Here is a 24446-nt window from a genome sequence, read left to right on the forward strand (position 1 = left end):
GTGAATCCCCCTACGTGATGCTGCGGAGCGCCTGTTCGAGGAGGGCGGCGCCCTCTTCCGCCTCGGCGACGGTGAGGGACAGCGGCGGCGCGACGCGCAGCACGCTCGTGTCGTGGCCGCCGCCCTTGCCGAGCAGCAGGCCGGCCGCGCGGGCGGCCTCCAGGACGGTGGCGGCGGCGTCCGGGGCGGCCCGGTCGGTGCCGGGTTCGGTGAGTTCCAGTCCGGCCATCAGGCCCCGGCCGCGGACCTCCCGTACGGCGGGCACGTGGGCGGCGATGGCGCGCAGCCGTTCCATCAGCAGGCCGCCGACGCGGCGGGCGTTGCCCTGGAGGTCGTGTTCCAGCAGGTAGGAGAGGTTGGCGAGGCCGGCGGCCATGGTGATCGGGGAGCCGCCGAAGGTGGAGATGGAGTTGCTGTCGAGGCAGTTCATCACCTCGGCGCGGGCCACGACGCCGCCGATGGACATGCCGTTGCCGATGCCCTTGGCGAAGGTGAGGATGTCCGGCGGGCCGTTCTGGCCGTGGGCCTGCCAGCCCCAGAAGTGTTCGCCGGTGCGACCCCAGCCCGTCTGTACCTCGTCGCTGATCCACAGGATGCCGTGCCGGTCGAGGACCTCGCGGAACTCCCCGTACAGGCCGTCGGGCGGGGAGGTGAAGCCGCCGACGCCCTGGATGGGTTCGGCGATGAGCGCGGCCACTCCGCCGCGAGCCTGTCCGAGCACGTCCTCCAGGTCGGCGACGGCGGCGGCGGTGAACTCGGCGTCGGGGAGCGCCGCGAAGGGGCCGCGGGAGCGGACGGCGCCGTGCACCCAGTACGTCTGGAGCGGCGAGAGGCTCGTCGGGGACCAGCCGCGGTTCCCGGTGATGGAGATGGTGGAGAAGGACCGGCCGTGGTAGCTGTTGCGCATGGCCAGGATCTGGTTGGAGCGGCGGTACGTCGTCGCGAGCAGCAGGGCGGCGTCGTTGGCCTCGGTGCCGGAGGTGGTGAAGAAGACCCGGGCGTCGGGGATGCCGGACAGCGCGGCGACCCGTTCGGCCAGTTCGATCATCGGCCGGTTCAGGTAGAGGGTCGAGGAGTGGATGATCCGGCCGGCCTGTTCGGAGACGGCCTTGGTCACCTCGGGCAGGGCGTGCGCGGTCATCGTGGTGAGGATGCCGCCGAAGAAGTCGAGGTAGCGGTTGCCGTCGGCGTCCCAGACGTGGCGGCCCTCGCCGTGGGTGAGCTCGATGGGGCGGTCGTAGTAGAGCGCGAGCCAGTCGGGCATGACGGTGCGGTGGCGGCTGTGCAGGGGGATGGGGTTGGTCACGGCTGTACGAGCCCTCCGTAGGCGTCGGGGCGACGGTCGCGGTAGAAGGCCCACTGGTCGCGGACCTCCTTGATCAAGTCGAAGTCCAGGTCGCGGACGAGGAGTTCCTCCTCCTTGTCGCTGGCGACGTCGCCGACGAACTTGCCCCGCGGGTCGACGAAGTAGCTGGTCCCGTAGAAGTCGTTGTCGCCGTACTCCTCGCGGCCGACGCGGTTGATCGCGGCGATGAAGTACTCGTTGGCGACGGCTGAGGCGGGTTGTTCCAGCTGCCACAGGTGCGCGGAGAGGCCGCGGTGGGTGGCGGACGGGTTGTATACCAACTGTGCTCCGGCCAGACCCAGTTCGCGCCATCCTTCGGGGAAGTGGCGGTCGTAGCAGATGTAGACGCCCACCCGGCCGACGGCCGTGTCGAAGACGGGCCAGCCGAGGTTGCCCGGGCGGAAGTAGTACTTCTCCCAGAAGCCCTTGACCTGGGGGATGTGGTGCTTGCGGTACTTGCCGAGGTAGCTGCCGTCGGCGTCGATGACGGCGGCGGTGTTGTAGTAGAGGCCCTCGGCCTCCAACTCGAAGACCGGTACGACGATCACCATGCCGGTCTCACGGGCCAGTTCCCGCATCCGGCGGACGGTGGGGCCGTCGGGGACGGCCTCGGCCCAGCGGTAGTGCTCGGGCTCCTGCACCTGGCAGAAGTAGGGGGCGTTGAACACTTCCTGGAAGCCGATGATCCGCGCACCCTGGGCAGCCGCGGCGCGGGCGTGCTCCTCGTGCTTGGCGATCATCGACTCGGTGTCGCCGGTCCAGGTGGCCTGGACGAGTGCGGCGCGGACGACTTGGGCCATGAGCTGCTCCTCGCGACGGGAACGCCGACTTCTACGCACGTAGACGGGGTGCGTAGGGAGTCGAAGGTAGGCCGCGTCCCAGCTCGGGGCAAGACCGCCGTGCGCAGTTGGAGTAGTCGATCAAGTTACGTCGCCACGCGGTCGATTGCGGTCGGCAGGCGGGCGGTTCAGGTACCGGGCAGTCCGGCCACCCGCAGGGCGTGCGCCAGGTCCCGGTGTCGGGTCCCGGCGAGGGCCCGCGCCTCGTGCAGCAGCCGGGGCACGAACCAGCCGGGGTCCCGGCGGGCGAGGGCGGCGGCCTCCTCCGCGGTGCGCAGGCCCACGAAGGCCCCGAGCAGGGCGTGCGCCTCGCGCTCCCGACCGGCGGCCCCCAGGGCGAGCGCGGCGTCGGCCACCTCGGCGGCGGGGCGGGCGACGCCCTGACGCAGCAGCCGACCGCAGTCGGTGTCGCGGCCCGCGTCCCCGAGCGCGGCCGCGACCTCGGCGAGCCGGGCGGGCGGCAGCGAGGCCGCCTCCCACAGCAGGGTCGCCCAGTCGGAGGCGAGGCCGGCCCGGCCGAGGCCGGCGGCGAGGGCGGGCAACAGCGCGGCGGGCCAACCGGCGGCCTCGCACAACAGGGCGTGCGCCTCACCACCCAGCCCCCGCACCCGCAGATCGAGCAGCCGCGCCACGAAGCCCCCGACGCGGTCCTCCCCGGCGGCGGCGCCCGCGGAGGCGGCGGACGGGTCCGGGGGCCGCGGGGTGTGGTCCGGGAACGCGGCCGGGGATCCGGGGGCGGGCGCGTACGGACCCCCGGGGTCCGGGGCGTACGCAGCCGGCGCACCGGGGCCGGGGGACGGGGCCACGGGCCAGGGGGTGTCCGCGTACGGGCGCGGGGACCCGGGGGCGGGGGCGTACGGGTGCGGGGACCCGGAAGCGTCGGCGTACGCAGTCGCGGCGTCAGGCCCACCGGCGTCAGCGTACCCAGTCGCGGCGTCGCGCCCGCCGGCGTCGGCATACCCAGTCGCGGCGTCAGGCCCACCGGCGTCAGCGTACGCAGTCGCGGCGTCAGGCCCACCGGCGTCAGCGTACCCAGTCGCGGCGTCAGGCCCACCGGCGTCAGCGTACCCAGTCGCGGCGTCGGGCCCGCCGGCGTCGGCGTACGGAGTCGGGGCCCGGAGGCCGGGCGACCCGGCGGGCGGGGCCGGCTCGCCGGGGTCTGCGGGGTGCGGGGTCCGGGAACCGGGGGGCGCGACCCCCGCGACCCCCGCGACCCCCGCGACCCCCGCAGCCCCCGCGACCCCCGCGACCCGAGCGGCGGCGGCGGCGCGGTGGTGCTGCGCGTCGGCGGCGGTGTTCCGGGCGCCGAAGCGTGCCCCGCGGGGCGCCGGGAGCGCACCGCCCGGAGCGGGCGCGGACGGATCCTCCTGACCGGGCGGCGGGGTGAACGGCCGGGGCTGCGCGCTCGCGGCACCCGCGTACCGGGCGCCACCGGAACGCCGCGCCCCACCGCGCCACCACCGCCCCTCGGCCCGCCCCACCGGCACCTCGGCGGGAGCGTCGGGAGCCTCCGGGGGCGGCTCCGCCCCGGGGAACGCCACGGGTCGCGTGCGGGCCTCCCGCCGGCTGGGCAGGGCGGGCAGGGACTCGTCCGACGTCGGCGCCGGAGGGGGCCAGGTCGGTTGGGAGCGGGGCCCCGACGCGTCCAGGCGGGCCGCCAGGTCGGTGTGCCGCGAGGCCGCGCGGGCGGCGTCGTCCCGGGTCCAGGACAGTTCCCGCGCGAGCGCGGCCGCTCGCGCGGGATCGGCACCCGCCGACCCGAGTCGCCCGGTCAGGATCCTTACCGCCGCCTGCGACACGGCCCGCTGCTCGGCGGCCGCCGCGAGCAGCGCGGGCAGCTCCCGGGCCCCGTCCGGCGTGGCGTCGTGGGCGGCGACCGCCGCGGCCCGCAACCCGGCGGCGTACTCGGCCTCGCGCGCCACCGACCCGGCGCCCGCCGCGCCCGCACGGTCGGCGAGGTCGGCGAGCAGGGAGTCCAGCACGTCCCACGGCGGCACCGCGACGCCCTCCAGGCAGGCCCGCATCCCCTCGGGATCCCGCCGCAGGAACTCCCCGTACCAGCCGGCCCCGGGATCCAGCCTCTGGGTCAACCCCCGCAGCCAGTTGGCGAGTTGCTCGATCACCAGTGAAGTCGGCGTCTCCATGACCGCATTGCATCCCACCCGTGTTACGGGCGGGCTACGGGAATCTCAAAGCTTGACGGCGATCCCGGTGTGCGGCCGCTTCCCGCGCCGGGCCAGAGCTGCGGGTACGTCCACCATCCAGAACTGCCAGGTGTACTTGCGCATCATCAGCCGGCGCACCCGCTTGAGCCCCTCCCCGTCGAGCAGTCGCGCCTGCCCCTCCAGCACGGGGGCTCCTTCCACCACGCGCCCGCGCACGTCACAGGCCACCACGGTGACCTTGCCGTTGTTGCGGACGCGCTTGACCTTCCAGGAGTCGCTGCGCGTCCAGACGTACAGTTCGCCACCATCGGCGACGGCCCAGACGGGAGTGGCGACGGGGGTGCCGTCCTTGCGGAAGGTCGTGAGGCTCACGTACCGGGCCCGGCCCAGCTGTTCGAGGGACATGGAGGGAGCCTAAGGGGTGCCGCCGCCCCGAGGCCGGGCGTGGACCGGCCCGGCCCGGCGTCCGGCGCGTCGCCCGGCGGGCGGCTACTCCCGCGTCCCGTCCTGGTGCGGGACGACCACGTCGCCCGGGTCGGGGGCGGGGGGCCGGTCGTCGGGGAGGGAGCGGGCGGCGAGGAGCAGTCCGCCCGCGAGGAGGGCGCCGAGCAGCCCGAGGCCGAGCCGCTGCGACGCGTTGGCCGCGCCGGCCGCGTTGAGGGGGTGGACGGGACCGGGGCCGGTCGCGCCGAGCGCGGACGTCGTGGTGATGCCCCGTGCCGCCCCGCCGGCCGCGATGGACGGGCTCGCCTCGGAGCGTGTGCCGGCTGCGTTCGTCGGGCCGGCCGCGTGCGTCGCCTTCGTTGTGTTCGTTGCTGACACGCCTTCATGCTTCCCCCAGGATCCGGTGGTCCCGCACCGATTGGGCTGATCGGCCGCAGGACTCTCCCCGGGCGGCGGCCCGCAACCGCACCCTGTCGGATCATCCCACCGCAGGCGTACGGTGGCCCGACGCGGTGCCCGCTCCCCCGCCCCCGGGGCCGGCGTTCCGCCGGAAGGAGTGCCCGATGGCCAACGGCCGGGCCGCGCACGCGTGTGCGGAATGCGCGCACGAGCGGGGTGTCCACGTCCCCTCGCTGGGCCGGTGCCTGGGCGTCGCGAACGCCCCGCCCTGTGACTGCCGACTGTTTCGCCGCGCGGACGCTCCGGAGCCCGCCGAGCGGGCGAGCACGGAGCCGGCCGAGCCGCCGTGCGCGGAGTGCCGGTCGCCGTTCGGCGCCTGCCGGTGCGAATCCTGGTGGGAGCGGCAGCGATCACCGTTCGCCCCGTGCGGAGGCTGAGCCGCTCACGACGGCCACCGGCCGAGCGGCTACGTCCGGCATCGCCGTACCCGGCGGACGGACCGGCCGCGCCGCCCCCCGTCGGGGGTCGAGGCCGAGGAGAGCCGGGCGCTGAGGCAGGCCGGCCCCGCCGGCCCCGGCCCCGGCGCCGACCCCGGCGCACGGCGCGCCCGGTCTCAGACCGGTACGAGGGCGCAGCGCCGCATCACGTCGTCCAGGGACAGGCCGAGGGCGCCCGCGAGCGCGGCCACCGTGAAGAAGGCGGGGGTCGGGGCCCGGCCGGTCTCGATCTTGCGGAGGGTTTCGGCCGAAAGCCCGGCGCCCGCCGCGACCTCGACCATGCTGCGGGCGCCACGGGCCTCGCGCAGCAGGGCGCCCAGGCGCTCGCCGCGTTCACGCTCTTCGGGTGTCAACGGGGTACGGACCATGGGGTCAGCATACCCCCAACCTCCCATTACTATACCGGTAAAGTTATACCGGTATAGTTATTGGCATGGTGAATTTGAAGACGGACCGTGAGATCGACGAGATGCGCGAAGCCGGCCGGGTCGTCGCGCACGCCCTGGCCGCCGTGCGGGCCGCGGCCGCGGTCGGGGTGTCCCTGCTGGAACTGGACCGGACCGCGCGCGAGGTGCTGCGCGAGGCGGGTGCCACCTCGCCCTTCCTCGGCTACCGGCCGCAGTTCGCGCCGGTGCCCTTCCCGGCGGTGGTGTGCGCCTCGGTCAACGACGCGATCGTGCACGGCATCCCCGACGCGTACCGGCTGCGCGACGGCGACCTCGTCAGCATCGACTGCGGGGCGCAGCTCGGCGGCTGGGCCGGCGACTCGGCGATCAGCTTCACGGTCGGTCGGGCCCGCCCCGCCGACCTGCGGCTGATCGCCACGGCCGAGGAGGCCCTCGCCGCCGGCATCGCCGCCGCCCGGCCCGGCAACCGGATCGGCGACATCGCGCACGCCGTCGGCCGCGTCTGCCGCGCCGCCGGCTACGGCATCCCCGACGGTTTCGGCGGCCACGGCATCGGCCGCAGCATGCACGAGGACCCGGGCGTGCCCAACGAGGGCCCGGCGGGGCGCGGGATGAAGCTGCGCGCCGGCATGGTCCTGGCGATCGAGCCGATGCTGACCGCCGGCGGCACCGACGACTACACCTGCGACGCCGACGGCTGGACCCTGCGCACCGTCGACGGCAGCCGCGCCGCGCACGCGGAGCACACGGTAGCGATCACCGCCGGCGGCCCCAGGATCCTCACCGCCCCGTAGCCCCCGGGGCCGGGGCCGCGGCGGCGCCGGCTACGGCCTCCCGTGCGGGTGGACGACCATCGCGGAGCCGCCGCCGCGGCGGGTGGTCTCGGCCGCCGCGAGCCAGCGTCCGTCCGGGAGGCGTTGCACCCCGGTGGCGGCGCCGATCTCGGGGTTCTGTCGGAAGCCCTGGCCGAGCGCCTCCAGTTCGGCCCGGAGCGGGCTGTTCCACAGGCCCGGTTCCAGTTCGGTGGTGGTCTGGTTGCGCTGGCTGGCGCGCGGCGCCGCGATGGCGTCGACCAGCGGCAGACCCCGGTCCAGGTGGCCGAGCAGGGTTTGCAGGACGGTGGTGATGATCGTCGCGCCGCCCGGGGAGCCGACCGCGAGCACCGGGCGCCCGGCGTCCAGCACGATGGTCGGGGACATCGACGAGCGCGGCCGCTTGCCGGGGCCGGGCAGGTTCGGGTCCGGGACGCCGGGGGCGGCCGGCGCGAAGGAGAAGTCGGTCAGTTCGTTGTTCAGCAGGAAGCCGCGTCCCGGGACGGTGATGCCGCTGCCGCCGGTGGACTCGATCGTCAGGGTGTACGACACGACGTTGCCCCAGCGGTCGGCGACCGTCAGGTGCGTGGTGTTCTCCCCCTCGTACGTGGTCGGCGCCGCCCGGCCCGTGGTGGCGCAGGGCGCCGGCCGGCGCGGGTCGCCAGGTGCCAGCGGGCTGGTCAGGGCCCGGTCGGGGCGGATCAGGCAGGCCCGGGAGTCGGCGAAGCGCTGCGAGAGCAGGTCGCGCGTCGGGACGTCCACGGCGGCCGGGTCGCCCACCCAACGGCCCCGGTCGGCGAACGAGATCCGGGAGGCCTCGATGAAGCGGTGCAGGTACTGGCTCTCGGAGAGCTTGCGGACGTCGCTGCGCTCCAGGATGTTCAGGGCCTCGCCGACGGTGGTGCCGCCGGAGGAGGAGGGCGCCATGCCGTAGACGTCCAGGCCCCGGTAGCTCACCCGGGTCGGTTCCTGCCGCTTGGTCGCGTACGCGCGCAGGTCGGCGGCGGTCAGGTCGCCGGAGCGGACGGTGCGGACGGCCGCCGGGTCGACGGGGGGCTTGCGCACGGTGCGGACGATGTCATCGGCGATCGGGCCCCGGTAGAGCGCGCCCGTCCCCTTGCGTCCGAGTTCGGCGTACGTGTCGGCCAGGTCGGGGTTCTTGAAGGTGGAGCCGACGACCGGCAGCGCCCCGCCCGGCAGGAACAGGGCGCGGGTGTCGGGGAAGTCCCTGAACCGTTCCTCGTTCGCGGCGGTCTGGGCCCGGAAGGTCTCGTCGACGGTGAACCCGTCGCGGGCCAACTTCTCGGCGGGCTTCATGAGTTGGCGCAACGGCCTGGTGCCCCAGGAGTCCAGGGCGCTCTTCCAGGTGGCGGGGGTGCCGGGTACTCCGACGCCGCGTCCGCTGGTCTGGCCCTCGGCGAAGGGGATGGGGACGCCGTTCTCCTGGAAGAGGGTGTCCGTGGCCGTGGCCGGCGCGGTCTCGCGGCCGTCGATGGTGTGCACGCGGCGGGTGCGGGCGTCGTAGTACACGAAGTAGCCGCCTCCGCCGATGCCCGCCGAGTACGGCTCGGTGACGCCGAGCGCGGCGGCGGTGGCGACGGCCGCGTCCACGGCGTTGCCGCCGGCGCGCAGTACGGAGATCCCGACGGCGGAGGCGTCCGGGTCGACGCTGGCGACGGCCCCGCCGTACCCGGCGGCCACGGGCACCTTGGGCGGGGCCGCGGGGGACGACGGCGGGGCGGCCGCGCCGGTGGAGACGAGCGCTCCGACCAGGGCGAGCAGCGGCAACGAACGTGCGGCAGGACGGTGCATGGCGGACCTCCGGTCGACAACGTCCGCAGAGCCTAGCGCTCGCCCCGCCGCCGCGTCAGGTGACCGCCCGGGCCGTCCCGCCGGGAGCCGCGGCGGGCGCGGCCCCCGGCGCTCGGTCCTACCGGGTGCCGCCGGCGGTCAGTGCTTCCAGGGCCAGGCCCATGGCCCGGTCGAAGCCGGCGCCGATGAGGGCTCCGTCGGTGGGCAGGCCGAGGCCCGGGTGGTCGCTGGCGACGAGGAGGGTGGCGGCGCGCATCCCGGAGAGGCGGGCCGCGGTGAGGACGGCGGCGGTCTCCATGTCGATGCCGGACACGCCGGTGCGCCGGCACTCCTCGACGAGCGCCGAGTCCTGCGTGTAGACGGCGTCCAGGGTGTGCACCAGGCCGTCGCGCAGCGTGCCGGGGGCGGTGTCGTGCAGGGCCCGTACGAGCTGGTGGTCGGCGACCGCCGGGTACCGGCCGGGGCACAGGGCGGCGCTGGTGCCGTCGGCGGAGACCGCGCCGGTGGGGACGAGCAGGTCGCCGCAGCGGAGGTTGTCGGCGACGGCTCCGCAGTAGCCGACACCGACCAGGGTGCGCACGCCGCGGCCGGCCGCCGCCTGGATGGCCATCGCCGCGGCGGGCGCGCCGAGCTTGGCGTTGAGGACGGCGATCCGCCGGCCCGCGTACACGCCGATGGAGACCGTGCGGTAGCGCTCCTCGATCTTCAGGTGCTTGTCCCACACGCCGGAGTCGTACAGGTCGGGGTTCTCCAGCGGCAGGACCGCCTCGGACGGGAGCGGGCCGTCGACGTCGGCGAAGAGCCAGTCGTCGGCGATGGAACGGAAGGCGGTTCCCCAGTCCGGCCGGTCCCCGGTCGGTGCGTCAGGCATGTTCACAGCTTTCTCCACAGGTCGGTACGTCGACGCCGCCGTCCCCCTGCGGGGCGCAACGCGTCCCGTCCGGTCCGTGCCCGGGCGGATGTCCCCGCCCGGCGCGCGCACGACGACGTGCGCAACATTGTGCTCGGCCCACCGCCGCCCGCTCCCGGCGGGGTTCGCGGCCGGAAGGTGCCCTACCCTCCGCGCGGTGCGGCGCGGTCGACGGCCGCCCCGGCAAGGCCCCGTGCGCGGTATCCGCTTCACCCCGTCACCCGGAGGGGGAGTCGGGTGATGCCGTTGATGAAGTTGGAGACCAACCGGCGGGGTGGGGCCGTCAGTTCGGGTGCGGGCAGCAGGGTGAGCCACTCCTCGTGGAGGATGCGCAGTTGGAGGCGGGCGAAGTGGGCGCCGAGGCAGACGTGCGGGCCGTCACCGAAGGAGACGTGCGGGTTGGGCGAGCGGGCCGGGTCGAGGCGGTGCGGGTCGGCGAAGACGCGTTCGTCGTGGTTGGCGGAGGCGTGGAACACCACCACCTTGTCGCCCTCCCGGATCCGGGTGCCCGCCAGGAGGGTGTCCCGGACGGCGGTGCGGCGGAAGCTCAGTACGGGCGGGTGGACGCGCAGGAGTTCGTCGACCGCCCGGTCCATGGGCGCGCCGGCGTCGGCGAGCCGGCGGTGGGCGTCGGGTTGGCGGGCGAGGGCGAGGAGCCCGCCGGGGGCGGCGCTGCGCACGGTGTCGTTGCCGGCGACGGTCAGCAGGAAGAAGAACATCTCCAGTTCGGCGGGTGCCAGGCCGGCCTGCGCGAGGGCGGTCATCACGTCGTCGCCGGGGTGGGCGCGCTTGTACGCGGCCAGTTCCCGGGCGTACCCGAACATCTCGCCGAGCAGGGCCGGGGATCGGGGGTTCAGCGGGGTGCCGTCCGGGCCGGTGACGGGCTCGGGGGCGTCCTCGGGGTCCTGGTAGCCGATGATCCGTACGGTCCACTCCAGCAGCAGGGCCCGGTCGGCGGGCGGGACGCCCAGCAGGTCGGTGAGGTTCAGCAGGGCGTACTCGTCGGTGACGGCGGCCACCACGTCGGCGCTGCCGTCCTCGGCGTGGTCCCGGGCGGCGGCGAGGAGCGTACGGGCGCGGTCGCGGGCCCGGCCGGCGAAGGCGTCCACGCGGGCGGGGGTGAAGGCGCGGGATACGAGGCGGCGCAGCCGGCCGTGCCCGGGGGGATCCTGGTTGAGCATGGTGCTGCGCAGGAACGGCAGGTCGGCCGGGTCGGGGTCGCGGATCTGGGTGGCGCCGGCCCAGGAGGAGTACGTGGCGTGGTCGCGCAGCACGCGGACGACGTCGGCGTGCCGGGTGACGGCCCAGAAGCCGGGGCCGGCGGGCCAGCCCTGGATCTCGGGCTCGGCCTGCCAGGCGACGGGGTGTCGGTCGCGCAGGGTCCGGTAGCGCTCGTGCGGGACGCCTTCGGCGTAGACGCGGGGGTCGAAGACGTCGGGGACGTCGGCGGCGCGTTCCATGGTCCACACGGTGACGGCCGGGCGGGTCGTCCGCAAGGGGCCGGTCAGTGGTCGGGGTGGCAGCGTTCGGGGTCCAGGGTGGTGTCGGGGCCGTGCAGGAAGACCTCGTACCCGTTGCCGAGGCCGGCGGCGGCGCTGCACACGAGTTGGCCGCGGGCGACGGCGTCCAGGCCGGCGACCGGGAAGGGGACGCGCAGGTCCAGCCCGTCGTCGGCGACGGGGACGACGGCCACGGCGGCGGCGTCCGGGCCCTCGACGACGGGCAGTCGGGTGCCGAGCCCGGCCCGGAGTTCGGTGCTGCCGGGGCCGCGCAGCAGCCCGAGGACGCCGCTCAGCGGGGCGCTCGCCGCGGTCCGGGGCTGCGGCGAGGGCACCAGCCGTCCGTCGGGGCCGACGAAGAAGGCGAGCGGCCCGCGGGCGGGCGCGGCGACGGCGACCCGGGCGGGCGCGCCGCTCTCGATCACGCCGGTCGGGGCGATCCCGCAGGCCGTGAGCAGCAGGGGGCCGGCGAGCGCCAGGCCGACGACGGCCGGGCGGCCGGAACGGGACGAGCGGCCGGAAGGGAACCAGCGGCCGGCGAGGGACGGCCGGTCGGAAGGGGACGGCCGGCTTGCGGAAGAAGGCCGGTCGAAAGGCGCCGGCCGGTCGGGAGGACACCAGCGGCCGGCAGGCGCGGGGCGACGGTTCACGCGACGGCCTCCACGGGCATGTCGACGGTGAACACCGCGCCGGCGTCCGCCGCGTTGGCGGCCCGCAGGGTGCCCCCGTGGAGGCGGACGTTCTCCAGGGTGATGGCGAGGCCGAGGCCGCTGCCGGCGGAGCGGGTGCGGGCGACGTCGGCCTTGAAGAACCGGTCGAAGATGTGCGGCAGCACCGCGGGGGCGATGCCGGGGCCGCTGTCGGCGACCTCGATGAGCAGGCGTTCCCCGGCGGGGTCGGGCTGGGTGCGTACGGAGATCCGGACGGGTGCGGTGCCGTGCCGCAGGGCGTTGCCGACGAGGTTGGCGAGGATCACGTCGAAGCGGCGCGGGTCGAGGCGGGCCCGGATGTCCGGGGGGAGGTCGGCGGTCACCCGGTCGTCGTCCCAGTGGCGCAGTTCCAGGGTCTTGCCGACGGCTTCGGCGACGTCGACGTCGTCCAGGTTGAGTTCGGCGGCGCGGGCGTCGAAGCGGGAGATCTCCATCAGGTCCTCGACGAGCACGGCCAGCTTCCCGGTTTCGGAGCTGATCAGGCGCAGCGCCTTCGCGGTGTCGGGGTCGAGCTGTTCGGCGTCCTCGTCGAGCACCTCGGTGACGGCGAGCATGCCCGCGAGGGGGGTGCGCAGTTCGTGGGAGACGTCGGAGGCGAAGCGGCGGGCGCGGGCCTCGGCGTCGCGGAGTTCGGCGACCGATTCCTCCAGGGCGCGGGCGGTCTCGTTGAAGGTGCGGGCGAGGCCGGCGAGTTCGTCGGAGCCGCGGACCTCGATGCGGGTGTCCAGTCGGCCGCGGCCCAGGTGGGTGGCGGCGCGCCGCATGTCCCGTACGGGGCGCAGGACGCTGCGGGCGGCGAGGAGGGCGGGGACGACGGCTATGGCGAGGCCGGGGATGGCGCCTTGGCGGGCGGCCTCGACCATGGCGTCGACGGTCTGCTCTTCGGCGCCGAGCGGCATGACCGCGTAGAGGAAGACGCCGGTGGGTCGGGCGGGGCCGCCGTCGGAGTCCATGACGGCGGGCATGCCGATGGTGAGGTAGGTCTCGCCGCGGCCGTCCTCGACGCGTTGGAAGGCGCCGTGCGGGTTGGCGGCGACCTGCCGGCGGAGCCGGTCGGTGAGGACGGCGGAGGTCGCGGGGGTGACGTTGGAGGAGGCGCGCAGGGTGCCGTACTCGCCGAACACCACCCAGGGGTGCGGTTTGCCGCGTTTGCCGATGTCGGTGACGAGGCGTTGGAGCTGCTGCTGTTCCATCGGCAGTACGAGGGTCTGGCCCTCCAACTGGTCCCGCAGGGTGCTGACGGCGGTGTCCTGGCTCTGGGTGAGGATCGCGGTGCGGGCGCGTTGGTAGGTGAGGGCCGCGGTGCCCACCGCGCTGATCGCGGCGACGAGGAGGAACGCGGCGATGAGGCGGGTGCGCAGGCCGAGGGGGGCGAGGTTGCGCACGGTCGGCTACAGCGGTCCGAAGCGGTAGCCGAAGCCCCGCACGGTCTGTATGTAGCGGGGGTTGCCGTCGGGGTCCTCGATCTTGTTGCGGAGCCGGCGGACGCAGGCGTCCACCAGGCGGGCGTCGGCGTGGTAGCTGTGCTCCCACACGTACTCCAGCAGTTGCCGGCGGGAGAAGACCTGCTCGGGCGAGGCGCTGAGGTGGAGGAGCAGTTTGATCTCGCTGGGGGCGAGGGCGACGCGTTCGCCGTTCTTCGCGACGGTCAGTCCGGCCCGGTCGACGGCGAGCCGGCCGTGCTGTTCGATGCCGGGGCGGGCGCCGGCGTCGCCGAGGCGGCGGAGCACGGCCTTGATGCGGGCCTCGATGATGTCGGTGCGGACGGGTTTGACGACGTAGTCGTCGGCGCCGGCTTCGAGGCCGACGACGATGTCGAAGTCGTCGCCGCGCGCGGTGAGCATGATGATCGGGACCTCGCTGGTCTCGCGGATCCGGCGACAGACCTGGACGCCGTTGATGCCGGGCAGCATGAGGTCGAGCAGGACGAGTTCGGGGTGGAAGCCGGCCATGAGGGCGAGGCCCTCCTCGCCGGTCTCCGCCGCGCTCACCTCGTGGCCGCGGCGGCGCAGGCCGAGTCCGACGCCTTCCCGGATGGAAGGGTCGTCCTCGATCAGCAGTACGCGTGGCATCCGGTCAGTATCCCCAGAAGGTCGGTGGCCTTCCTCCCGCTAACGGCCGATGCGGCGCCGCAGGGAGTTCAGCAGGTCGGTGATCTCCGTCAGGCGCAGCGGCCCGGCGAGGACAACGACGACGAGCACGATCGTGGCGGTTCCCGCGCCGGCGGCGGCGACGTCGCCGAACCGGTCGGCGCCCCGGGCGGCGGCGTGTCCGGCGGCGCCCGCGGGCAGGCAGGCGACGAGCAGCCGCAGGTGGGTCCGTACTGCGCCGGCGCCCCGCGCGGCACGGGTCGCCGGGCGCGGGCCCAGTCGTCGGGCGAGGGCGTGGGCGGTGACGGCGGCGCCCGCGGCGAAGGCGACGGTGGTGGCCGCGGCCATGCCGGTGACGGCCCAGCGCGGGGGGAGCAGGAAGTACGCGGCGGCCGACAGGGCGGCGTTCAGGCCGGCGATGACCAGGTTGAGGAAGAACGGGGTCCGGGTGTCGGAGAGGGCGTAGAAGGCGCGGGAGAGCACGTACTGGCCGGAGAAGGCGATCAGGCCGGGGGCGAAGGCGATCAGGATGCCGGCCATGACCTCGATGTCGGCGGGGGTGGTGGCTCCGTGCCCGAAGACGCCGCCGATCACCCAGGGGGCGAGGACGGCGAAGGCGGTGGCGGCGGGTACGACGAGGGCGGCGCTGGTGCGCAGCGCGTACGAGACGTCCCGGCGCACGGCCGTGAGGTCGCCGTCGCCGGCGGCGGCCGCCATGCGGGGCGTCAGGGCGGTGACGAGGGAGACGGTGATGATGCCCTGCGGGACGACCCACAGCTGGTAGGCGTTGCTGTAGGCGGTGTAGCCGACGCCGGCGGCGAGGCCCGCCCGGTCCGCGACCTCCCCGGCGGTGGTGGACAGCCGGGTGACGACCCAGTAGGCGATCTGGTTGGTGAGGACCAGCAGGACGAGCCAGCCGGCGTTGCGCAGGGGGCGGGCGAGGCCGCTGCCGCGCCAGTCGAAGCGGGGGCGCCAGCGGAAGCGGGCGGCTCGCAGCGAGGGCACCAGGGCCAGTGCCTGGATGACGATGCCGGCGGTGGTGCCGATGCCGAGCAGTCGGGTCTCGGCGGCGGTGAGGCCGTCGGGGGCGTCGTGGGAGAGGGCGAGGTAGAGGCCGAAGACGCCGATGATGACGAGGTTGTTGAGGACGGGGGTCCACATCATCGCGCCGAAGCGACCGCGGGCGTTCAGTACTTGGCCGAGCAGGGTGAACAGGCCGTAGAAGAGGATCTGCGGGAGGCAGAACCGGGCGAGGGCGACGGTGGTGTCGAGCCGGTCGCCGCCGTAGGGGGTGTAGGCGCCGATGATGGCCGGGGCGGCGACGACCGCTACGGCGGTGAGCGCGACGAGGGCCGCGGTGCAGGCGGTGAGCAGCCGGTCGGTGTACGCGGCGCCGCCGTCCGCGTGTTCCCTGGCCGCGCGCACCAGCTCGGGGACGAAGACGGCGTTGAGGGCGCCGCCGACGAGCAACATGTACAGGATGTTGGGGACGGTGTTGGCGACGGCGTAGGAGTCGCCGAGCCATTGGGTGCCGAGCGCGGCGACGACGACGGCGGAGCGGACGAAGCCGGTGGCGCGGGAGACGATCGAGCCGGCGGCCATCAGGACGCCGCTGCGCAGGAGCGAGCCGCCGCCCTTGGCCGGGGCCTCGGTGACGGCCGGGCCGGGGGGCGCCGCGGCCGGAGTCGTTCCGGTGGCGGTCATCGGGGCCTCCAGGTCGGTGACGCCCGACGGGGTGTCGTCGGGGGGCGGAAGTTGGAGCGTACCCGCCGCTCAGGCATGCCCCTGACATCGCTCTGCGGGCAGGAAACCTCTGCCCGGTAGGGCCTTTCGGTCCCGATGTCGGGGCGAAGGTCCCGGGCCGGCAGGAGGGAGGGCGTCGCGGGAGGGCCCGGTGCGCGCCGATGGAGATCGTCCGGATGTTTTCCGCAAAAGGCGCAACCCGAAGGCGTCCCGTTCGCTCCTTGCTTACGGACGATCGTTACTTTCGGAGGGGTTTTCGTTGAGCCGCACAAGCCGTACCGCACTGCCGCGCCGTCGGAGCCGTCACGCCGCGCCGGCCGCCGGCGCCGTTCTCCTGGCCGCCGCGCTGACCGCCTGCGGGGGCGGTTCGGACGCCGGCGCGAACGGCAAGGGCGAGATGAAGCAGAAGCCGGCGATGGCGGTGTCGGTGAACCTGACGGGCGACCAGGTCAAGGCGGGCGAGCCCGTCACCGTGACCGTCGCCGAGGGCAAGCTCGCGCAGGTGAAGGTGACGGACGGCAAGGGCGGGGAGCTGCCCGGGCGGATAGCCGCCGACGGCAGGACCTGGACCTCGGAGCGCAACGCCTCGCCGGGCACCGAGTACAAGGTGGAGGCGCAGAACACCGACAGCCGGAGCGCGAACACCCAGTTCAAGACCTCGGCCGCGGACAAGGTGAACAAGGTCTCGATCAACATCCCCAAGGGCAGCACGGTGGGTGTGGCGATGCCGGTCTCGCTCGTCTTCGACAACCCGGTGAAGAACAAGGCCGAGGTGGAGAAGCAGCTGAAGGTCACGGCCTCGGACAACGCCGAGGGGTCGTGGGGCTGGTTCAAGGACTACTCCGGCAAGGACCGGGTGGACTGGCGGCCGAGGGAGTACTGGAAGTCCGGTACGGACGTGAAGGTCGAGATGAACCTGAACGGTGTGGACTCCGGTCAGGGCGGCGGCCTGTTCGCCCGTGACTACAACACCGAGTTCAAGATCGGGAAGGACCGGCGGATCGAGGTCAGTCTCGACACGAAGAAGCTGTCGGTGACCGAGGGCGGTCAGGTGGTCGACACGATCCCCGTCTCTGCGGGCACTCCCGGCGGCCAGAAGGCCTCGTGGTCCGGGAAGATGGTGCTGATGGCGAAGGAGGGCACCATCCGGATGGATTCCCAGACGGTGGGCCTCGGCGACAGCTACGACAAGATGGTCGACTACTCGATGCGGCTGACCTGGTCGGGCATGTACGCGCACGCCGCCCCGTGGAACTCCGCCAACTTCGGCAGCGCCAACACCAGTTCCGGCTGCGTGGGCATGAGCGACGCCCACGCGAAGTCCTTCTACGGGCAGGTGCAGGTCGGTGACCCGTTCGAGGTGGTCGGCAAGGGCTCGAAGGGCAACGCCGAACTCGGCAACGGCTACGGCGAGTGGAACCTGTCCTGGGACGAGTGGAAGGCCAAGAGCGCGCTGGGCGGCGGCGCGCAGAACGGCTGACCCGGACGGGCCCGTCCGCTCCCCCACCCTGTTGACTATGAGTCAATTGTTACCACCACGTAACTTACCCATGGGTTACCCCAGGTAAGCCCCTCCCGTTACCGTCGGGTCACTTTGACACCGGCGCACGTGAGGAGCGACCGATGCCAGTCCGCACCACCACCGCAGCAGCCGTGGCGGCCCTGCTCGCCGCCGCCGCCCTGGGCCTGGCCCCCCACCAGGCCCAGGCGGCGTCGGCAGCCGCACCCGTCCCGACGGCGGCCGCCCAGCCGGAGCTGCGCTTCCACGACATCCCCGGCTCCGGCGGCATCACCCTCAAGGGCAACGTCTTCACCCCGGCGGGCGCCACGCCCGGCCGCACCTACCCGCTGATCGTGCTGCCCACCAGCTGGGGCATGCCCCAGATCGAATACATCGCCCAGGCCCGCAAGCTCGCCGACTCCGGCTACGTCGTGGTCGGTTACACCTCGCGCGGCTTCTGGCTCTCCGGCGGCGAGATCGAGACGGCCGGCCCCGCCGACGTCGCCGACGTCTCCGCCGTCATCGACTGGGCCCTCGCCACCACCCCCGCCGATCCCGCGCGCATCGGCCTGGGCGGGGTCTCCTACGGCGCCGGCATCAGTCTGCTGGCCTCCGCGCACGACCCGCGGATCAAGGCCGTGGTCGCGCTCAGCGGCTGGGCCGACCTCATCGAGTCCATCTACTCCGGACGCACCCAGCACCTCCAGGCCGCCGGCCTGCTCGGCGCCGCCGGCGCCATCACCGGCCGTCCCGGTCCGGAACTGCGCCAGATCCTCGGCGACTTCCTCGGGTCCAAGCTGGACAAGGAGCAGGCGATGATCGACTGGGGCCGCAAGCGGTCCCCCGCCGAGAAGGTCGACCGGATCAACGCCAACGGCGCCGCCATCATGCTGGGCAACGCCTGGGGCGACACCATCTTCCCGCCCAACCAGTACGCCGCCTTCTACGAGAAGCTCACCGGCCCCAAGCGCCTGGAGTTCCGCCCCGGCGACCACGCCACCGCCGAGGCCACCGGCCTGCTCGGGCTGCCCAACGACACCTGGACCAACGCCCACCGCTGGTTCGACCGCTACCTCAAGGGCGAGCGCAACGGGGTGGACACCGAGGCCCCGGTGCAGATCAGGTCCCGCAGCACCGGCGGCTACGAGGGCTACGCCGACTGGAAGTCCGTCGGCTCCGGCGGCACCGAGCGGATCGCCCTCTCCGACAGCGAGCACGTCTTCGCCAACGTGGACTCCGGAGCCAACGGCGGCATCGTCATGCTCTCCAACCTCCTCGACCAGTTCCTGAAGACCCCCCCGGTCGCCTCGATCCCCCTCCTGCCCCGATCCTTCGCCGCCGTCTGGCAGTCGGGGCGCTACGACGAGGAGCGCCGCATCCGCGGCACCGTCAAGCTCCACACCACCGTGACGCCCACCAAGGGCGACGGCACCTTCGTCGCCTACCTCTACGATGTCGGCCCGCTCGGCCTCGGCAAGCTGGTCAGCAACGCCCCGTACACCTTCCACGGCAAGACCCCCGGGCAGGCCTTCGGGGTGGACCTGGAGCTCTTCTCCACCGCCTACGACGTGCCCGAGGGCCACCGGCTCGCCCTCGTCGTGGACACCGTCGACCCGCTCTACATCGAGCACAACCCGACCGGCGCGCAGCTGACCTTCTCCTCGCCGCGCACCGACCCCAGCTGGGTCTCCGTACCGCTGCGCGAGCAGTGATCCACGGCTGCTGCCGGGCGGTGGGCGCCCGTGCGCCGCTACCTTCCCGGCAGCAGCCCTCCCGGACCGGCGTCCGGCACCGCCACCGCCTCGGTCTTGGGGTTGCCCCGCTCCCGCCGGGCCACCCAGGTGGCGAACCAGGACAGCAACATGCACATGCCGATGTAGATCGGCGAGATGATCATCACGACGGGGATGAACGGCAGGTCGTAGTCCAGGTTGGAGGCGATCAGCTTGCCCGCGTGCAGGAACTCCTCGTAGGTGATCAGGTAGCCCAGCGAGGTGTCCTTCAGCGCCACCACGAGCTGACTGATGATCGTGGGCAACATCGCCCGCACGGCCTGCGGGGCGAGGACGTAGGTCATGACCTGCGTCTTGCGCATGCCGAGCGCGTACGCCGCCTCCCGCTGACCCTTCTCCACGGCGTTGACGCCCGTACGGAAGACCTCGGCCAGGACGGATCCGTTGTACAGGGTCAGCCCCGCGACCAGGGCGGGCAGCGGCTGGACCTTCAGCGCCACGAAGATGAAGAAGATCATCACCAGTACCGGCATGGCCCGGAAGAACTCCACGCACAGCGTCGCCGACCAGCGCACCGGGCGGTGGACCGAGAGCCGGCCGCAGGCGAGGACCGCGCCGAGCAGGAGCGAGAGCACCGAGGCGTAGACGAAGGCCTTGAGGGTGTTCCACAGGCCCCTGAGCAGCAGTTCCTGGATCCCCTCATAGGTGAAGGGGCTCCACTTGGCGGCGGTGAACTGCTCGGTGTCGAAGAGCAGGTGGAGGATCCAGGCCAGCAGCGCCAGGATGAGCACCGTGGAGCCGATCCCGTAGAACAGGTGTCGGCGTTGGGCCCGTGGGCCGGGCAGGTCGTAGAGGGCGGAGGACCCCAGGTCCCCCTTCAGCCCGTGCGCGGTCATCGGGCGACTCCGAAGCGCTTCTCCAACACGTGGAAGAGCAGGCTGATGGACAGGGTGATGATCAGGTACCCGACGGCGATCCAGACGAAGGTCCAGATGATGCTGTAGCCGAGTTCGTTGAGGGTCTTGTAGGTGCCCAGCAGCTCGGTGACGCTGAAGGCGCCCGCGATCGCGGAGTTCTTGGCGAGGGCGATGAGCGTGGAGCCGATCGGCGGGATGACGGAGCGGAAGGCCTGCGGGAGGATCACCGACCCGAGGTTCTGCTCGAAGGACATGCCGAGGCTGCGGGCGGCCTCGCCCTGCCCCTTGGGCACGGTGTTGATGCCCGAGCGCAGCACCTCGCAGATGAAGGCGGAGGTGTAGCAGCCCAGGGCGAGGACCGCGAAGAGCTGGAAGGGCAGCACGATCCCGAAACGGGGCAGGCCCAGCAGCGCGGCGAAGAAGAGCAGGGTGAGGGGGGTGTTGCGCAGCACGGTCACCCAGACCGTGCCGAAGACGCGGAAGGATCCGACGGGCGCGACGCGGAAGGAAGCCATCAGGAAGCCCAGGACCAGGGCCAGCGCACTGGCGTAGACGGTCAGCTCCACGGTGCCGAGGAAGCCCTCTCCGTAGAGGGCGAAGTTGTCGGTGAGTACGTCCATGGCGGTGCGGTCTCCCCTCAGCCCGCCGGATAGCGGTCGATGGCGGGCGGTGTCGGGGCGGGCTCGCCGGACAGGCCGAGGGTGGCCTCGTAGGCCTTCTTCCAGTTGCCGTTCTTCTCGTTCTCCTCCAGCGCGTCGTCGAGCGCGAAGCGCAGGGCGTTGTCGGAGCGCGGTACGCCGATGCCGTACGGCTCCTCGGAGAAGGGGTCGCCGACGACCTTCAGCTCCTCGGGGACCTTGGCCGCGTAGCCCAGCAGGATGGAGTCGTCGGTGGAGACGGCGTCGACCTGGTAGGTCAGCAGGTTGTCCACGCAGACCGAGTAGGTGTCGTAGGCGACGAGGACCGCACCCGGGTACTCCTTCTGGAGCCGCTGGTAGGGGGTGGAGCCGGCGGCCGAGCAGACCTTCTTGCCCGTCAGGTCGTCGGGGCCCTCGATGTCCTCCTCGTCCTTGCGGACCAGCAGGGACTGGCCGGCCATGAAGTAGGGCCCGGCGAAGCCGACCTGCTTCTTGCGGTTGTCGTTGATCGTGTAGGTGCCCACGTAGTAGTCGATCTGGCCGTTCTGCAGGGCGGTCTCGCGGTTGGCGGAGGCGATCGTCTTGTACTCGATCCTCTTGGGGTCGAAGCCGAGGGCGGCCGACATCATCTTGGCGATCTCGACGTCGAAGCCGGAGTAGCGACCGCTCGCGGGGTCCTTCTCCCCCATGTACGGCTGGTCCTCCTTGACCCCGACCACGAGGTGGCCGCGCCTCTTGGCGCGCTCCCAGGTGGGTGACTGCGGCAGTCGGAAGCCGGTGGCGACCTTGAAGACGGGGAGGTCCTCGGGCTGCGGGCCCTTGACGGGTGGGCTGCCGGGTCTGCCGCAGCCGGCCACGGCGAGGAGCAGGACGAGCAGGAGGGCGCCCAGCGCGCGGGTGTGTGTCATCGGGCGGCCCCTCAGTGCTTGAGGATCTTGGAGAGGAAGTCCCTGGCCCGCTCGCTCTCGGGGGCGGTGAAGAAGGCCTCCGGGGTGCGGTCCTCGACGATCCTGCCGTCGGCCATGAAGACGACGCGGTTGGCGGCGGAGCGGGCGAAGCCCATCTCGTGGGTGACGACGACCATCGTCATGCCCTCGGCGGCGAGCTGCTGCATGACCTCCAGCACCTCGTTGATCATCTCCGGGTCGAGCGCCGAGGTGGGCTCGTCGAAGAGCAGCGCCTTGGGGCTCATGGCCAGGGCGCGGGCGATGGCCACGCGCTGCTGCTGGCCTCCGGACAGCTGGGCGGGGTACTTCTCGGCCTGGTCGGCGAGCCCGACGCGGTCCAGCAGTTCCCGGGAGCGCTTGTCGGCCTCGTCCTTCTTGCGCTTCCTGACCTTGACCTGCGCGAGCGAGACGTTGGCCAGGACGGTCCTGTGGGCGAAGAGGTTGAAGGACTGGAAGACCATGCCGACCTCGGCCCGCAGCCCGGCCAGTTCCTTGCCCTCGGCGGGGAGCGGCTTGCCGTCGAGGGTGATCGTGCCGGACTCGATGGTCTCCAGTCGGTTGATCGTCCGGCAGAGGGTGGACTTCCCGGAGCCGGAGGGGCCGATGATCACCACCACCTCCCCGCGGCCGACGGTGAGGTTGATGTCCTGGAGGACGTGCAACGTCCCGTAGTGCTTGTTGACGTCCCGCAGCTCGATCAACGGATCGACGGCCATACGCTGCCCTGCCCACTTGTCGGTGTGTCGAGGTCAGCGCAAACTATCCAGCCGCCGAAGGCGACTCCCCCCGACACGCCTGAAAGGCCCATAAAGCACACCGGGTGCGTCGCGGTACGGGAACGGGGCGACGGGCGGCGGCAGCGACGGGCGGGGATCAGGCCTCGGAGGCCTCGGCGTAGGCCTGGCTGAGCTCGGGGGACCCGGTCATCGCCCAGGACACCCCCGACCCGATGACGTCCAGCTCGCGTCCCGATGCCAGCCGGATCATCGGCAGGCCGTTCGGCCAGACCTGCCAGGCGGCGTCCGGGATGGTCCGGACGATCACCGTCCCGAGGTAGAACCCCGCGTCGTTGCCCAGCCAGGGCACCGCCTCGGGGTCCCGTCGCCAGCGCGGCATCAGTTGGTCCAGCGCCTCCAACGAGGCGGGCGTCTGGTCGAGTTCGAGCCCGGCCGCCCTCGCCTGGGCCCGCAGCATCTCGCACTCCGAGAACAGTTCGGCGATTCCCTCGGGATCGTCCGCGAGGGCGACGGCGAGTCCCGCACCCTGTTCCGTTTCGTGCCGGTTCAACCAGTTGGCCAGGAAAGGGATGTGCATGCGGTCCAGCGTCCCACCAGGAACGGCCGCCGGCCACAGGGCGCGCCTGCCCGACCGTGATCGGGGCCCCCGGGCGGGCCCGGCCGGGACGGCAGGCCCGCGGTCGGGCCCGCCCGACCGCGGCCGGGGCCCTCAGACCTCCAGGTCGACGACGACCGGGGCGTGGTCGGAGGCGCCCTTGCCCTTGCGCTCCTCGCGGTCCACGTACGCGTCCTTGACGGCCTTCACGAAGGGCTCGTTCCCGTAGACGAGGTCGATGCGCATGCCCCGGTTCTTGGGGAAGGCGAGCATCCGGTAGTCCCAGAAGGTGTACGGCCGGTCGTACTTGAGGGCGCGCGGGAAGACGTCCGACAGGCCGGCCGCCCGCAGCGCCTCCAGGGCGGCGCGCTCCTGCGGGCTGACGTGCGTGAGGCCCGCGAAGACCGCCGGGTCGTACACGTCTTCGTCGGTCGGTGCGACGTTGAAGTCGCCGAGCACCGCGAACGGGCGCGATCCGGCCGCGTCTTGCGCGATGGCGGTGGTCAGGGCGCGGAACCAGTCCAGCTTGTAGCCGTAGTGGTCGTGCTCGACCTCGCGGCCGTTGGGCACGTAGACCGACCAGACGCGCACGCCGCCGCAGGTGGCGGAGATCGCGCGGGGCTCCTGCACGCCCTCGTAGTCCGGCCCGTCGGGCAGGCCCATCACCACGTCCTCCAGGCCGACCTTGGACAGGAGGGCGACGCCGTTCCACCGGCCGGTGGCGTTGACGACGGACTCGTAGCCCAGCTCGCGCAGCTCGGCGGCGGGGAACTGCTCCGCCGAGCACTTGGTCTCCTGGATGCAGAGCACATCCGTACCGGAGCTCTCCAGCCAGGCGAGCAGCCGCGGCAGCCGGGCGGTGATCGAGTTGACGTTGTACGTGGCGATGCGCATGCGTCCCAACCTACCGCCCCGCACCGACAGTCACAGGTCGGTGTGGTCCCCGGCGGTGAGTCGGCCGTGCGGGGCACCGGACAGGGTGTTCAGGGCGGTGTCGTAGATGGGGCGGGCGATGTCGGAGAGGTAGGCGTCGTGGATGTCGATGGTCCGCCGCGGCTCGACCTCGCGGACCCAGTCGATCACCTCGGCGACCTTGTTCCAGGGGGCGTGCACCGGGATCAGCAACGTCTCGACGGGCACGCCGGGCAGCGTCAGGGCGTCGCCGGGGTGGAAGAGCGAGCCGTCCACGAGGTAGCCGACGTTGGTGACGCGCGGGATGTCGGGGTGGATCACCGCGTGCAGTTCGCCGTGCGCCTGGACCGCGAACCCGGCGGCCTCGAAGGCGTCGCCGTGGCCCACGGTGTGCACCCGGTCCGGGTAGGCGGGGGCGAGCCGCTGTGCGACGGACCGCGGCGCCCACAGTCGGGCGGCCGGGTTCGCGTCGAGCGCGGCCCGCAGCCGACCCTCCTCGAAGTGGTCGGGGTGCTCGTGCGTGACCAGCAGGGCGTCCGCCCCGAGGCCGGCGTCGGGTTCGCTGAAGGCGCCCGGATCGATGACGAGCGTGCGCCCGTCCTTCTCCAACTGGACGCAGGAGTGCAGCCGCTTGGTGAGCTTCATGCCACCGAGCCTAGTGCTGCGGCCGGAAGGGTTTGCCGGGTCGCGGTGTTCGGTGCGGTGCGTCGCAAGGCGGAGGCCGCGGCTCGTACTGGACGTACTTCCGTGGTCCGACAACGCGGCGAGGTGCCGTGCCGGGCGCCGCGACCCGG

At 73.2% G+C, this 24446-nt stretch carries 23 protein-coding genes; 3 read left to right on the forward strand and 20 right to left on the reverse strand.

What is annotated here, in order from left to right; genetic code table 11:
• Positions 1–10: 10 nt before the first annotated feature.
• From ACZ4XJ_RS32335 to ACZ4XJ_RS32360, 6 genes are all read right to left on the reverse strand, one after another.
• Complete coding sequence (locus tag ACZ4XJ_RS32335; RefSeq protein WP_468498281.1) at positions 11–1264, reverse strand: aspartate aminotransferase family protein; 1254 nt, start codon at positions 1262–1264, stop codon at positions 11–13.
• 38 nt (positions 1265–1302) lie between these two features.
• On the reverse strand, positions 1303–2145 hold the full coding sequence (locus ACZ4XJ_RS32340) for a nitrilase-related carbon-nitrogen hydrolase (protein ID WP_362876330.1): 843 nt from the start codon (positions 2143–2145) through the stop codon (positions 1303–1305).
• 167 nt (positions 2146–2312) lie between these two features.
• Positions 2313–4328 (reverse strand): hypothetical protein, encoded by a 2016-nt coding sequence (locus ACZ4XJ_RS32345; RefSeq protein WP_468498246.1) that lies wholly within the window; start codon positions 4326–4328, stop codon positions 2313–2315.
• Positions 4329–4373: 45 nt separating this feature from the next.
• Positions 4374–4754, reverse strand: coding sequence for a PPOX class F420-dependent oxidoreductase (locus ACZ4XJ_RS32350; protein ID WP_362876332.1), 381 nt, complete (start codon positions 4752–4754; stop codon positions 4374–4376).
• 84 nt (positions 4755–4838) lie between these two features.
• Positions 4839–5171, reverse strand: a complete 333-nt coding sequence (locus ACZ4XJ_RS32355) for a hypothetical protein (RefSeq protein ID WP_468498247.1) — start codon at positions 5169–5171, stop codon at positions 4839–4841.
• 634 nt (positions 5172–5805) lie between these two features.
• The gene (locus ACZ4XJ_RS32360; protein ID WP_281204092.1) at positions 5806–6057 is read right to left on the reverse strand and encodes a helix-turn-helix domain-containing protein; all 252 of its coding nucleotides are present in this window, start codon (positions 6055–6057) and stop codon (positions 5806–5808) included.
• A gap of 65 nt (positions 6058–6122) precedes the next feature.
• Between ACZ4XJ_RS32360 and map the strand changes: the two genes are divergently transcribed.
• The gene (map, locus tag ACZ4XJ_RS32365; protein ID WP_362876334.1) at positions 6123–6890 is read left to right on the forward strand and encodes a type I methionyl aminopeptidase; all 768 of its coding nucleotides are present in this window, start codon (positions 6123–6125) and stop codon (positions 6888–6890) included.
• Positions 6891–6920: 30 nt separating this feature from the next.
• On the opposite strand, the gene ggt is transcribed toward map, so the two are convergent.
• The 7 genes from ggt to murJ all read right to left on the reverse strand — a co-directional run bounded on the left by ggt (position 6921) and on the right by murJ (position 15633).
• Positions 6921–8720 (reverse strand): gamma-glutamyltransferase, encoded by a 1800-nt coding sequence (gene ggt, locus ACZ4XJ_RS32370; protein ID WP_468498248.1) that lies wholly within the window; start codon positions 8718–8720, stop codon positions 6921–6923.
• A gap of 118 nt (positions 8721–8838) precedes the next feature.
• Positions 8839–9591, reverse strand: a complete 753-nt coding sequence (locus ACZ4XJ_RS32375; protein WP_362876336.1) for a phosphorylase family protein — start codon at positions 9589–9591, stop codon at positions 8839–8841.
• Between the two features lie 248 nt (positions 9592–9839).
• The gene (locus ACZ4XJ_RS32380; protein ID WP_468498249.1) at positions 9840–11090 is read right to left on the reverse strand and encodes a cytochrome P450; all 1251 of its coding nucleotides are present in this window, start codon (positions 11088–11090) and stop codon (positions 9840–9842) included.
• A 44-nt stretch (positions 11091–11134) separates the two neighbouring features.
• On the reverse strand, positions 11135–11779 hold the full coding sequence (locus tag ACZ4XJ_RS32385; RefSeq protein ID WP_362876338.1) for a hypothetical protein: 645 nt from the start codon (positions 11777–11779) through the stop codon (positions 11135–11137).
• Positions 11776–13224 (reverse strand): ATP-binding protein, encoded by a 1449-nt coding sequence (locus ACZ4XJ_RS32390; RefSeq protein ID WP_468498250.1) that lies wholly within the window; start codon positions 13222–13224, stop codon positions 11776–11778. Before ACZ4XJ_RS32390 ends, ACZ4XJ_RS32385 begins: the two co-directional genes overlap by 4 nt.
• A gap of 6 nt (positions 13225–13230) precedes the next feature.
• On the reverse strand, positions 13231–13911 hold the full coding sequence (locus ACZ4XJ_RS32395) for a response regulator transcription factor (RefSeq protein ID WP_362876340.1): 681 nt from the start codon (positions 13909–13911) through the stop codon (positions 13231–13233).
• A gap of 39 nt (positions 13912–13950) precedes the next feature.
• Positions 13951–15633: a murein biosynthesis integral membrane protein MurJ gene (murJ, locus tag ACZ4XJ_RS32400; protein WP_468498251.1), complete on the reverse strand. Its 1683-nt coding sequence runs from the start codon at positions 15631–15633 to the stop codon at positions 13951–13953.
• Positions 15634–15931: 298 nt separating this feature from the next.
• Between murJ and ACZ4XJ_RS32405 the strand changes: the two genes are divergently transcribed.
• Positions 15932–17152: a L,D-transpeptidase gene (locus tag ACZ4XJ_RS32405; protein ID WP_468498252.1), complete on the forward strand. Its 1221-nt coding sequence runs from the start codon at positions 15932–15934 to the stop codon at positions 17150–17152.
• Between the two features lie 143 nt (positions 17153–17295).
• Positions 17296–18885, forward strand: a complete 1590-nt coding sequence (locus ACZ4XJ_RS32410) for a CocE/NonD family hydrolase (protein ID WP_468498253.1) — start codon at positions 17296–17298, stop codon at positions 18883–18885.
• Positions 18886–18923: 38 nt separating this feature from the next.
• Here the strand turns inward: ACZ4XJ_RS32410 and ACZ4XJ_RS32415 are convergent, their stop codons facing one another.
• The 7 genes from ACZ4XJ_RS32415 to ACZ4XJ_RS32445 form a co-directional block, all read right to left on the reverse strand.
• Positions 18924–19802: an amino acid ABC transporter permease gene (locus ACZ4XJ_RS32415; protein WP_362876344.1), complete on the reverse strand. Its 879-nt coding sequence runs from the start codon at positions 19800–19802 to the stop codon at positions 18924–18926.
• Entirely contained in the window at positions 19799–20443 is a 645-nt protein-coding gene (locus ACZ4XJ_RS32420) for an amino acid ABC transporter permease (RefSeq protein WP_468498254.1), read from the reverse strand. The genes ACZ4XJ_RS32415 and ACZ4XJ_RS32420 overlap by 4 nt, the downstream gene beginning before the upstream one ends.
• Before the next feature lie 17 nt (positions 20444–20460).
• On the reverse strand, positions 20461–21369 hold the full coding sequence (locus ACZ4XJ_RS32425) for a glutamate ABC transporter substrate-binding protein (protein WP_468498255.1): 909 nt from the start codon (positions 21367–21369) through the stop codon (positions 20461–20463).
• A gap of 11 nt (positions 21370–21380) precedes the next feature.
• Positions 21381–22124 carry an amino acid ABC transporter ATP-binding protein gene (locus ACZ4XJ_RS32430; protein WP_362876347.1) on the reverse strand — a complete coding sequence of 248 codons (744 nt, stop codon included), beginning with the start codon at positions 22122–22124 and terminating at the stop codon, positions 21381–21383.
• 157 nt (positions 22125–22281) lie between these two features.
• Positions 22282–22722 (reverse strand): DUF6278 family protein, encoded by a 441-nt coding sequence (locus tag ACZ4XJ_RS32435; protein ID WP_362876348.1) that lies wholly within the window; start codon positions 22720–22722, stop codon positions 22282–22284.
• A gap of 132 nt (positions 22723–22854) precedes the next feature.
• Positions 22855–23634, reverse strand: a complete 780-nt coding sequence (locus tag ACZ4XJ_RS32440; protein ID WP_362876349.1) for an exodeoxyribonuclease III — start codon at positions 23632–23634, stop codon at positions 22855–22857.
• 30 nt (positions 23635–23664) lie between these two features.
• Entirely contained in the window at positions 23665–24297 is a 633-nt protein-coding gene (locus ACZ4XJ_RS32445) for an MBL fold metallo-hydrolase (protein WP_468498256.1), read from the reverse strand.
• Positions 24298–24446 lie beyond the last annotated feature (149 nt).

Source organism: Streptomyces sp. NPDC029836, from assembly GCF_055574495.1.